The sequence below is a fragment of the Desulfotignum phosphitoxidans DSM 13687 genome, from assembly GCF_000350545.1.
Taxonomy (GTDB): domain Bacteria; phylum Desulfobacterota; class Desulfobacteria; order Desulfobacterales; family Desulfobacteraceae; genus Desulfotignum; species Desulfotignum phosphitoxidans.
On record NZ_APJX01000002.1, the window covers coordinates 224,128 to 236,365 of the forward strand.

Below are 12,238 nucleotides of genomic sequence, written 5' to 3' on the forward strand. Positions count from 1 at the left end.
ATGGCGTTTGCACCATGGCCGTTTTTTGCAGATGATGAAATTCAAGCGGTTGTCAATGTTCTCAGATCCGGAAAAATAAACCAGTGGACCGGTGATGAAGTCAATTTGTTCGAACAGGAATTCGCCGCATATGTAGGCGTTTCTCATGCGGTTGCCCTGGCTAATGGAAGCCTGGCCCTTGATATTGCGCTGGCGTGTCTGGACATCGGCAAAGGGGATGAGGTGATCGTCACCCCCCGGTCCTTTGTCGCTTCCGCCGGTTGTGTGGCATTGCAGGGGGCGGTACCCGTGTTTGTGGATGTGGATCAGGACAGCCAGAACATTACCCTGGAAACCATTTCAAAAGCAGTGACGTCAAAAACAAAGGCCGTGATTGCGGTGAATCTGGCCGGGTGGCCCTGTGATCTGGCATCCATCAAATCTTTTTGTGAGAAGCATCATCTATTTTTGATCGAGGACTGTGCCCAGGCCCATGGAGCTGCTTTTAAAGGGAAAAAAGCCGGCAGTTTCGGGGGTTGTGCCATTTTTTCCTTTTGCCAGGATAAAATCATGACCACCGGCGGAGAAGGCGGTATGCTGGTGACAAACAATACGGATCTCTGGCAAAAGGTCTGGAGCTTCAAGGATCATGGTAAAGATTATTCCAAGGCGTTCTGCCAGGAGCATGAACCCGGATTCAGGTGGCTGGTGGACAGCTTGGGCACCAACTGCCGGATGACAGAAATGCAGGCGGCTATCGGCCGGGTGATGCTTAAAAAACTGGATGGATGGGTGGAAAAAAGACGGTCAAATGCAGACCGGCTGGCCCGGGGATTTGAAAACATACCCGGATTGCGGGTCACCGTGCCCGGGCCGGAGATCTATCATTCCTATTACAAGTATTATGTGTTCATCAAACCGGATGACCTGAAGGATTCATGGAACCGGGATACTGTGCTTGCTGCATTGAACAGCGCAGGGGTTCCGTGCAATACCGGAAGCTGTCCTGAAATATATCGGGAAAACGCGTTTAAAACAGGTGCATTCCGGCTGCATGGGGCTGTGACAGATAACAATAATACGTATTTGCCCGTGGCACGGCAGTTGGGGAAAACATCTATCGTTTTCCTGGTGCATCCTACGTTGACATCTGAATCCATTGAGTATGTGATAGACCAGGTAAGACAGGTTATGAAAAAGGCGGCAAAATAAGTTTGAAAAGATTTTGATATGAACAACATGCGGATCTGGGTCAGCGAGGCTTTCTGGATTGGATTCGGTATCATTGCCGCTGTTTTAGCCTTGCTGGCCGGTACCCGGTTTTTAACTCACCTGCTTTCCACGGAACAATATGGACGGATGGCCCTGGCAGTCAGCTTGTCAACACTGGCGCTCCAAATTTTCGGGGAACCCATCGGCAAAACAGCGGTTCGGTTTTATTCCCAGTGGTGTCAGGCTGGGAAACCGGCCGGGTTTGTGAAAAATCTGGGAAAATCGTTGTCAAAGTCTGCCGGCTATATCGTTTTTCTCTGTGTGGTCGGGCTGGCCGCAAGTGTTTACAGCAAACGCGTCCCGGACGGTTATTTTATTATGATAACCGGAATTTTCGCTATTCTCCTGGTATTCAACAGGGTGGGTCTGGCTCTGGAGGACGCGGCCCGCAAGCGGCGGTTCAGGGGAATGATCCAGGGGGGATTTGAGGTACTGCGGTTCGGTTTTGCCGTGGGCCTCATTTTTATTTTAGCCCGACCGGATGCAGAAACGGTTTTGAGCGGGTTTGTGCTGGCCGGAATTCTGGCCGTTGTTGCCCATGGTGTGTATTTATATTGGAGCCTGGCCCCGGGTTTTTCTCAGGGGGATAAAAAAATAGCCGCAGTGATGAATGTGAATGCCATGCGGTCTTTTCAGGCGCCGTTGATTCTGAGCAATGCTTGTATCTGGCTGGTGATGATGGCTGAACGTTGGGTGTTGCAGTACTACAGCAGTCCGGGAGATGTGGGCGGTTATGCGGCGGTATATCAACTGGCATTTGTTCCCATGCTTTTTGTCAGCAATTTTCTTGTTTTGTTTTTCGAGCCGATCCTTTACCAGGTGACACGGGTAAACAAAAAAGACCCGCAATCGGATCGGGCGCTTCGGATTAACCAATATGCCGCCATCGGTATTTTGTGTTTTTCCGTCTGTCTTTTTATCATTTTTCTTTTCTGGCATTCACTGGTCGGCCGATATGTGTTAGGGGCTGATTTTCGTGCCTATACCTGGCTGTTTCCCTGGTTGCTGCTGGCAGGCGGCTGTTTTGCCGCTGCCCAGCAGCTGCTTTTGAAGTTAAGTTATGAAATGCGCACTGATCTGCTGGCACTGCTGTGGGGAGTGGTGGCGTTCACCGCTGTGACCGGATATGTGATCGGGGGCTTTTTTTTGCAGTTGAAAGGTATATTGGCGGCAATCGTTGCCGTCAACGTTTTGCTGGTTCTGTTTTTGTTGTTTTTTTTGAACAGAAAGTCTTCTGTTGTTTGTGATCATTCATCGGCATGACAAGATTATAAATTTTTTTCATTTCCGCCAAGACACAGGAGAGTGAGTATGCTTCAATCCGTTTCAGGCTGTTTTTGCCATAGGTAGCCTGCAGCGTTTTATTGGCAAAAATAGCCTGAATCGCCTCTGCCATTTGCGCGATGTTGTCAATATCCACGAGGATTCCGTTATACCCGTGAGAAACCAGGTCCCGGTTGCCCCTGCATCGGGTTGCAATAACAGGTAGTCCTGTGGCCATTGCTTCCATGATATTTACCGGCAGACCTTCCTGCCTGGAAGAAGACACGGCAGCATCTGATATGGTCAGCAGTTCATGGATGTTTTTTTGGTATCCCAACAACTGGACATGTTCCCGGATGTGAAGTTGTTCAATCAGGTTCCTGCATGGCTCTAACAGATCTCCGGTACCGGCAAGCAGCAGACGTACAGCAGGGATTTTGTTTTTAAGTCTATTGATTGCATGAATTAACAACATTTGGTTTTTTCTTTGGCTGAATTCCGCGGCATAAAATAAAATAAACACATCTTCACTATAACCATATTTTTTTCTTAATTGCATTTTATCTCTTTGACTGCATGGGCTGAATTTATCCAGATTCACGCCCACACCGTTGACAAGCCGGGTGTGGTCGGCTCTGAATTTTCTGATGGCACGCTGATAGTCTTCGTTATTCATTGTAACAAGGACGCTGGTATATCGGGATAAAAATTTTTCAACCGGATAATACAACAACCAGTTGATAAGCGGGGCCTGATTGAAAAAATGAAATCCATGCGCCGTGTAGACAATCGATGTGTCAAGTCCGGGAACAGTGATATATGCCAGGCGGGTTAAAACAGATGCAATGGGTGTGTGAGTATGGATCAAATGATATCGTTCTTTTTTGATTAAAGCCCGTATGTTTTTGAACGCGGTCAGATTTTTTTTATTTTTGATGGATCTTTTAAAGCTTATCGAGTGGATTATACACCCCATGTCCGATATCCGGGGATCAACTTCTGAATGAATATCAAAGGCCAGATCCACCTGATGTCCGCTATTTATCAACATTTGAATGTGGGGTATTAAAAAAGCGTTAACCGTGTCAGATATGGTGGTAACAAACAATATTTTCATGGAATTCTCCTTATGAAATACAAAAACAGGTTTTCTGGCTCTCACTATAATACATTTTGTGATATTTAAAGAAAATTTTTAAACAGCGTTTATGGAAAAACAAAGGGTTGTCATGGAAAAAGGCAGGGCTGAAAATCAAAAACCGGATGGCCGTTATCGCGGAGAAGCGGGAAATCTATATCAGAAATCAAAGCATGCCATCTCTGCGAAAGCATTTGAATATGTGGCAAAAATGCGGGCAAACAAGTTTGCAAAATGGATAGATGCCCATGATGCTGTTTTAGAGTTCGGGGTGGGAAGCGGCTGGAACCTGAAGTATCTTGCGTGTCGGGAAAAATCCGGATATGATGTCTGCCCTAAACCGCAAACCCTTGATACATCCATTGATTTTTCTAACGATATCATTGGTTTTTTTGGGAAATTCGACAAAATTATTTGTCATCATGTTATAGAACATACGGAAAATCCGGTAAAAATGCTCAATGATATGAAGAAAACCATAAATGATTCAGGCATTATCCTTATATTTGTTCCCTTGGAACAAGGCCGGAAATACAGAAAATTTACCGCTTCCGACAACGATCATCATCTGTTTTCATGGAATGTCCAAACCCTGGGCAACCTGCTGGATTCACAAAATTTTTCTGTTTTGGAATATGGTGTGTTGCCTACCGGGCTGGATCGTTTTGCAGCTGAACTCGCTGTTAAACTCAAGCTTACTTTTGCAGGATATTTGCTGCTTCATAAAATTGCCAGGGCGTTGTATGGAAAAAAAGAGATATATTTTTTAGTGAGAAAAAAATCATAACCAAGGATTGTTTGATATAATGACACCTATGTTCCAACATCTGCATTCGGCAAATAAATATTTACTGGTGTTGTTCGGTTTTTGTATCCCGGTGTCTACGGCACTGACCAATGTCGTGCTGGGACTGGTGGTGCTGGTTTGGCTGCTGGACAACGGCGCGGACCGGTTTGCGCGATGGGGCAGGATACTGAAGTCAAACCCCGTGGCCATGATGGGCCTGGCTGTCTTTTTAATGCATGTGATCGGACTTTTCTATTCGGATGGTGACAAAGAAAAGATCATTGAAAGCCTTTCAGACGGGGCAAAGTTTCTGTTTATCGGCATGGTGATGGTTTGTTTTACAGATAAAAAGTTTCATCCGGCATTTTTGTTATCCTTTATCTCTGCCATGGGTCTGATTCTTCTGCTGTCCAGCCTGTTATGGGTGGGGCTGTTGCCGGATTTTATTTCCGTGAAAGGGGATGCATCCAACTGCGTTGTTTTTCATGATCATATCAAACAGAATATTTTCATGGCCTTTGCCGCCTTTGTTGCAGCGATCAAGGCCCGAAATTCCGGGACAAGGCCGGTTTTAAAATGGCTGTGGGCCTGTTTCAGTCTGCTGGCGATGTTTAACGTGATATTTATGGTGGCCGGCCGGATCGGGCATGTGATCGTCATAGTGCTGGCGGTGTATTATTTTCTGACCTGGGACCGGTCCAAAAGTCTTATCGCCGGGGCTTTAATTGTTGTTCTTTTCGGCACCTTTGCCTGGGTTAATCCGTCGAACCCTTTTATTTCAAGGGTACGGATCGTTATCGATGAGGTAAAAGCGTGGGATCATCAAAAACCGGCCAACCAGTTGTCCTCTTCAGGACTTCGCCTGGAATGGTATCTGAATTCGTTGAAAATCATAAAACAGCACCCGGTGTTCGGCACCGGGACCGGCAGTTTTATGGCCACATACAACGAATTGGTTAAAAATACCGGAATGAAGACCACTGACAACCCTCATAATGAATATCTGATGACAGCGGTGCAGTTCGGCCTGGCAGGGCTGCTGGTACTGCTGGGATTCTTTGCCGTTCAGTGGCGGCAGACGGTTTTTTTTGAAGACCGCGGACAGAAGCTCATGGCCAGAGGGTTTGTGCTGCTGATGCTGATTGCCTGCATGACGGCATCGCCGCTGCAGGACAATGCGGAAGGATGGTTTTTTGTATTCATGAGCGGGCTGTTCTTTGCCGGGTGCCACACCAATGAAGCAGCATCAGCATCAGAGAAAGTAAAGGAACAACATATATGAAACATATTCTGCTCACCGGATGATCCCGCGTTTTCCGATGATGATCCTCAATATTCTGAACAAAAAATCGCTGCCGGTTTACGGCAAAGGTATCAATGTGCGGGACTGGCTGTATGTGGCGGATCGGCCGATGCCGTCAATCCGGACAAAGCGGTTGAAAAAATCGGTTACAAAGCGTCCTGCACCTTTGAGCAGGCCTTATCCGCCACCATTGACTGGTACCTGGAAAACATGGACTGGGTCAGATCCGTTCAGACCGGGGCCTACAGGGAATGGATCAAAACCCATTACGGCACGACGTTATAAAAAAGATGTATGCATTTTTTTATTTTTGACTTGCTTTTTATAAAATTCTGGATTAGGTCTATGAAACATAGCGATTCCTGGTGGTATAGCGAGCCCGGTTTCTGTCGTTATTAACTGCACAATGACTTTGTTTTCTTATCGACGCTGTTTTTCTGCCATACGTCTGCCTCTCTTTTTCGGTCTGGATCTCCTCTTCATAAAAAAATCACGGGATCGTCGGGGGGTCAGGGACAATTATTTTTTGTCTTGAGCAAAAAGTTAACCGTGAGACGAAATTAGGAGAAAACAATGTTGAAAACAAAAGCATGTGTAAAAATTGTTTTGATAGGATTGTTGCTGCTGGGCTTTATGGTGCCTGCCGCGACAGGTGCCGACAAGGTTAACATCAATACGGACAGCAAAGAACAGTTGATGACACTCCATAACATCGGAGATGTGGTGGCTGACAGAATCATAGAATACCGCAAAGCCCAGCCATTCAAGACGCCGGAGGATATCATGAAGGTGAAAGGGGTGGGCCAGAAAACCTTTGAATCCAATAAGGACCGCATCGTCGTTAAAAATGAATGATGAAATTTTAGACTGTCTGTCCCTGATTCCCTGTTTTTAACAAAAATCATTGCTTGCACAATCCGGATTTTGTATTATTTTTGAGACCCATGCGGTATAAAGCAGTCCTGTACGTCAGCACTGCTTTGTAAACACCAGCATGGGTTTTTTGTGCGTGGCCGGTCCCTACAATTTTCCAGGCACACATAATATTTACAAGCACAGGCAAAAAAAATGAGGATGCAGTGGACAGAGTAAAACAGTTTCAGAAAATATCATTCTGGGTGATATCGGTTTTCATGCTGGCTATGGCTGCAGCACTAGGGGCGGTAATCTGGTTTGGTCTTGAACAGGTGGCTGCGGCAGCTGCTCCGGATGCGGGAAATTCAGTGTTTCTCAATCAGATACAGCAAATGGCAGTACTGCTGAAGACAAAATTTTATGCGTGGGTCATGCCGGCGGTCGCCGGGGCCATGCTGATACTGGGCTGGATTCTCTGTCTTGTGCTGGGCGTGGTCCTGGCCCCTGTGGTCAAAGCCCCTGTAAAGGCGGAATCCGGCAAGCCCGCATCCACCCCCGGGAAAAAAGATTTTCTGGACCAGAAAGTCGAACAGGAACGCAAACATCGGCTGTTTTTGCATACATTGTCTGTGCTTCAGCGGGAAGGGCGGCTTCTGGATTTTTTTGATGAAGATTTGAAGCAGTATTCCGACGAACAGATCGGTGCGGCCGTGCGCAGTATTCAGGCGGACTGCAAACAGGCCGTGAAAAAATATATTGATCCCCGGCCGGTGGTGAATGCCAATGAAGGCGAGACTTTCACGGTGGCACCCGGGTTTGACATGAACGCCATCACCCTGGTGGGAAATGTGACCGGAGAACCGCCCTTTGAAGGAATTGTCAGACATCCGGGATGGAAAGCCGGCAAAAAAGAGATTCCCCGGCTGGCGGATATCAGGGATGCGTCCGTGATCACGCCTGCGGAAATTGAAATCAAGGCCGGCAGTTGATGGATTTTCAGGACACACAATATATTATCGGCATTGATCTGGGCACCACCAATTGTGCGGTGTCGTATGTGGATGTGGCCGGGCTGAAAGAGGCCATGGGCGGCACCGGCGGCAGAAAACGCCCGGATCCTGTGGATAAAAACCAGTGGATCAAGGTGTTTCAGGTGCCCCAGCTCACGGGTTTGGGGGAATTTTCAAAAATGCCGGTCCTGCCGTCATTTCTGTATATCCCCGGGGAATATGATATCTCCAAAGAAGGGCTGAAACACCCCTGGAAAAAAAGAGAAGACCTGTTTGCCGGCATGTTTGCAAGGGATCACGGCGCCAAGATCCCTTCGCGCCTGGTGTCGTCCGCCAAAAGCTGGCTGTGCCACGGGGGCGCGGACCGGAATGCCCGAATTCTGCCCTGGGGCAGTTCCGGGGTTGAAAAAATTTCTCCCGTGGATGCCACAGCTGAATATCTGTCCCATATGCGGTCTGCCTGGAACCATTTTGTCAAAGATGAAGACAGGTTCATGGAAAACCAGTTTGTGGTGATCACGGTGCCGGCATCGTTCAATGAAGAGGCCCGGGACCTGACCATGGCTGCCATTGAAAAAGCCGGGCTGTCCCGGGCCGTCACCCTGCTGGAGGAACCGCTGGCTGCATTTTACAGCTGGCTGATTCTGCATGAATCTGACTGGGATCAGCAGGTGGGCGAGAATGACCTGATTCTGGTGTGTGATGTGGGCGGCGGCACCACGGACTTCAGCCTGATTTCCCTGAAAGCCGGAGACCAGGGCAGCCCCCGGTTCGAGCGTCTGGCCGTGGGAGACCACCTGATTTTAGGCGGAGACAATATCGATCTGTCCCTGGCAAAGATTGTGGAAGCCAAGTTCAAATCCGACACCAGCTTGACCCCGGATAAATGGAAAACCTTGTGCCACCAGTGCCGGCAGGCCAAGGAACAGATTCTTGAAAGTCGGGAAAAATCGGTGCGTATCACTATTAAAGGCGAGGGCCGGGCCTTGATTTCCGGGACCCTGGCAGCGGATCTGACCCGGGGGGAAGTGGAGAATGTGTTGCGGTCCCGGTTTTATCCGGATGTGGATTCGGCTGATATCAGGGAAATAGAGGTGGACAGGGAAGTGGCGGACTTTGGCCTGCCGTTTGAAAAAGAGCCGGCCGTGACCCGGCATATCATCCGGTTTCTGGAAAAACATCGGGACAATGTCAGGCAGGCCCTGGGAAAAGAGGAACCACTGCCGGAGTTTATATTGTTCAACGGCGGGACCCTTAAACCGGCGCTGGTTCAGTTCCGGATCAAAGAAGCCATCCGCCGCTGGTTCAAGGCCAAAGATGCCACCCGGCCAACCACCCTTGAAAACAACCGTCCGGAACTGGCCGTGGGCATCGGGGCATCCTATTACGGTCTGGTCAAACAGGGGATTGGGGTGCGGGTGGGATCCGGCAGCCCGAGAAGTTATTACCTGGGTGTGGGAACGGCATCGGATTCAGAGAAAAAAGCGATCTGCCTGGTGGAGCGGGGACTGGACGAAGGTGCCGCCATTGATCTGCCCCAGATGGCATTTGAGGTCAGAGCCAATGAACCTGTGAGTTTTGATGTGTACAGTTCCAGTTTCCGATCCGGTGATACGGCAGGGAACCTCCTGCCCATCGATGATACCCTGACCCCCATGCCCCCGATTCAGACCATTATCCGGTTTGGAAAAACCGGGGACAAGAAAACCATTCCCGTCACTCTGGGGGCGGAATACACAGAAATGGGCAGCCTGTCCATGTATTGTCATTCCCGGGTAAGTGATCACCGGTGGAAACTGCAGTTTCAGCTCAGGGACGCCGATGAAAAGTCTCTGGATACCGCTGAAACGGAAGTGTATGATGAAACCGTGATCAAAACCGCCTGCCGGTGTCTGGCAGATCTGTTTTCCGATCCAGATGCAGCCAACCTGGCGTCGGCAGGCAAACAGATCGAAGCCCTGGTGGAACAAACCCGGGCGAACTGGCCGTTGTCTTTTTTGCGGTCCCTGGCAGATCAGCTTATTGACCTGGAGCCGGAACGGCACAAATCTGCCGATCATGAAGCCCGATGGCTGAATCTGACCGGTTTCTGCATGCGGCCGGGATTCGGGGATGCATTTGATGGGGACCGGATCAGAAAGTTGTGGAAGGTGTACCTGGCCGGCCTGACATTTGACAAGGCGCCGCAAAATCGGCTGGAGTGGTGGATTTTTATCCGGCGGATCGCCGCCGGGCTTAAAGCCGGGCAGCAGCGGCAGTTTTTCCAGGATATTGCAACCATTCTGATCAAGCAGAAAATTAAACTGCCGCCCCAGGAGATGACCGAGGTTTGGATGACGGCCGGCAACCTGGAACGGCTGCTGGTAAAGGATAAAGTCGCTCTGGCAAAAGCGTTGATCCCTCAGGTCAAGCCCGGCAAAACCCAGGACCGGCTGTTGTGGACCCTGGCCCGTTTCGGGGCCCGGGATCTGTTGTACGGGTCTGTGGACCGGGTGGTGCCGCCGGTAGAGGCGGGCCGCTGGATTCAGCAGCTCATGAAACGCAGCTGGACCCGGCAGGATAACGTGGATGTTCCGGTGGCCCAGATGGCCATGAAAACCGGTGACCGGACCCGGGATCTGGATCCGGATTCAGCGCAACCGGTAGTGGAATGGCTTGAAAAGCGGTCGGCAAAGCCGTCTTTGATAAAAATGGTGCAGGAAAAGACGGTGCGGGCGCCGGCAGATCAGAATATTCAGTTCGGAGAAAAACTGCCGGCCGGCCTGGTGCTGAAAAAAGATGACTTAGGCTAAAAAACTGTTTGACAAATGTTTGGTTCTCATGTAGTCTGTGTGAGTTCTCTTGAAGGGATACTGAAGTAAAAAATTCCCTGAAAAAGAAGCAGGTTTTGATCTTTGAAAATTGGTCAGTGATAAAGTTTGAAGCGGGTCTAAAACAAGACCTTAACGAGTTTGTAGTTAAAGGATTTAACTGGAGAGTTTGATCCTGGCTCAGAATGAACGCTGGCGGCGTGCTTAACACATGCAAGTCGAACGAGAAAGGGATTGCTTGCAATCCTGAGTAGAGTGGCGCACGGGTGAGTAACACGTAGATAATCTACCTTCAAGCCCGGGATAACCCTTCGAAAGGATGGCTAATACCGGATGCAGTTTCAGTACACAAGTGCTGAGATGAAAGATTGCCTCTTCTTGAAAGCAATTGTTTGGAGATGAGTTTGCGTACCATTAGCTTGTTGGTGGGGTAAAAGCCTACCAAGGCTGCGATGGTTAGCTGGTCTGAGAGGATGATCAGTCACACTGGAACTGGAACACGGTCCAGACTCCTACGGGAGGCAGCAGTGAGGAATTTTGCGCAATGGGGGAAACCCTGACGCAGCAACGCCGCGTGAGTGAAGAAGGCCCTTGGGTCGTAAAGCTCTGTCAACTGGGAAGAAGTTGTTATTGTTTAATAGATGATAGCATTGACGGTACCAGTGGAGGAAGCGCCGGCTAACTCCGTGCCAGCAGCCGCGGTAACACGGGGGGCGCAAGCGTTATTCGGAATTATTGGGCGTAAAGGGCGCGTAGGCGGTTCTGTCGGTCAGATGTGAAAGCCCGGGGCTCAACCCTGGAAGTGCATTTGAAACAGCAGAACTTGAGTACGGGAGAGGAAAGCGGAATTCCTGGTGTAGAGGTGAAATTCGTAGATATCAGGAGGAACACCGATGGCGAAGGCAGCTTTCTGGACCGATACTGACGCTGAGGCGCGAAGGCGTGGGTAGCGAACAGGATTAGATACCCTGGTAGTCCACGCAGTAAACGATGTTCACTAGGTGTAGCGGGTATTAAAACTTGCTGTGCCGCAGTCAACGCATTAAGTGAACCGCCTGGGAAGTACGGTCGCAAGACTAAAACTCAAAGGAATTGACGGGGGCCCGCACAAGCGGTGGAGCATGTGGTTTAATTCGACGCAACGCGAAGAACCTTACCTGGGTTTGACATCCTGTGGATCTGTAAGAGATTACAGAGTGCCTTCGGGAGCACAGAGACAGGTGCTGCATGGCTGTCGTCAGCTCGTGTCGTGAGATGTTTGGTTAAGTCCAGCAACGAGCGCAACCCTTATCGTCAGTTGCCAGCGCGTAATGGCGGGAACTCTGGCGAGACTGCCCCGGTTAACGGGGAGGAAGGTGGGGATGACGTCAAGTCCTCATGGCCCTTATATCCAGGGCTACACACGTGCTACAATGGTAGGTACAAAGGGCAGCGAGCCTGCGAGGGTGAGCGAATCCTTAAAGCCTATCTCAGTCCGGATTGGAGTCTGCAACTCGACTCCATGAAGTTGGAATCGCTAGTAATCGCGGATCAGCATGCCGCGGTGAATATGTTCCCGGGCCTTGTACACACCGCCCGTCACACCATGGAAGTTGATTATACCCGACGTCGCTGGGCTAACTGTTTACAGGGGCAGGCGCCTAAGGTATGGTCGATAACTGGGGTGAAGTCGTAACAAGGTAGCCGTTGAGGAATCAGCGGCTGGATCACCTCCTTTCTAAGGAAAGTATATTAAAACGCTTTAAACGGCATCACTGGCCAATTTTGAGGGATTAAAAACCTCAGATGATCTTTGACAATTTGTTGTAGTAAGAAAATGAC

The 12,238-nt window shown here is 49.5% G+C and carries 8 protein-coding genes and 1 rRNA gene; 8 read left to right on the forward strand and 1 reads right to left on the reverse strand.

The features are described from left to right. Positions 1 to 1,191, forward strand: a complete 1,191-nt coding sequence (locus DPO_RS05605) for a DegT/DnrJ/EryC1/StrS family aminotransferase (RefSeq protein ID WP_006964783.1) — start codon at positions 1 to 3, stop codon at positions 1,189 to 1,191. 18 nt (positions 1,192 to 1,209) lie between these two features. Beyond that, positions 1,210 to 2,514 carry a lipopolysaccharide biosynthesis protein gene (locus DPO_RS05610; RefSeq protein ID WP_006964784.1) on the forward strand — a complete coding sequence of 435 codons (1,305 nt, stop codon included), beginning with the start codon at positions 1,210 to 1,212 and terminating at the stop codon, positions 2,512 to 2,514. Here the strand turns inward: DPO_RS05610 and DPO_RS05615 are convergent. Further along, the gene (locus DPO_RS05615; RefSeq protein WP_006964785.1) at positions 2,435 to 3,631 is read right to left on the reverse strand and encodes a glycosyltransferase family 4 protein; all 1,197 of its coding nucleotides are present in this window, start codon (positions 3,629 to 3,631) and stop codon (positions 2,435 to 2,437) included. The two genes, DPO_RS05610 and DPO_RS05615, sit on opposite strands and share 80 nt — an antisense overlap. Positions 3,632 to 3,722: 91 nt before the next feature. Here DPO_RS05615 and DPO_RS05620 point away from each other — a divergent pair, with 91 nt between their 5' ends. The 6 genes from DPO_RS05620 to DPO_RS05645 all read left to right on the forward strand — a co-directional run bounded on the left by DPO_RS05620 (position 3,723) and on the right by DPO_RS05645 (position 12,134). Next, positions 3,723 to 4,439, forward strand: a complete 717-nt coding sequence (locus tag DPO_RS05620) for a class I SAM-dependent methyltransferase (RefSeq protein WP_040011597.1) — start codon at positions 3,723 to 3,725, stop codon at positions 4,437 to 4,439. Positions 4,440 to 4,458: 19 nt separating this feature from the next. Then, a complete protein-coding gene (locus DPO_RS05625; RefSeq protein WP_006964787.1) occupies positions 4,459 to 5,721 on the forward strand; it encodes an O-antigen ligase family protein in 1,263 nt (420 codons plus the stop codon). A 594-nt stretch (positions 5,722 to 6,315) separates the two neighbouring features. After that, positions 6,316 to 6,597 (forward strand): ComEA family DNA-binding protein, encoded by a 282-nt coding sequence (locus DPO_RS05630; protein ID WP_006964788.1) that lies wholly within the window; start codon positions 6,316 to 6,318, stop codon positions 6,595 to 6,597. A gap of 224 nt (positions 6,598 to 6,821) precedes the next feature. Continuing rightward, entirely contained in the window at positions 6,822 to 7,586 is a 765-nt protein-coding gene (locus DPO_RS05635; RefSeq protein ID WP_006964789.1) for a DUF2760 domain-containing protein, read from the forward strand. After that, positions 7,586 to 10,399, forward strand: a complete 2,814-nt coding sequence (locus DPO_RS05640) for an Hsp70 family protein (RefSeq protein ID WP_006964790.1) — start codon at positions 7,586 to 7,588, stop codon at positions 10,397 to 10,399. Before DPO_RS05635 ends, DPO_RS05640 begins: the two co-directional genes overlap by 1 nt. 175 nt (positions 10,400 to 10,574) lie before the next feature. Beyond that, positions 10,575 to 12,134 (forward strand): 16S ribosomal RNA (locus tag DPO_RS05645). Positions 12,135 to 12,238: the final 104 nt, after the last annotated feature.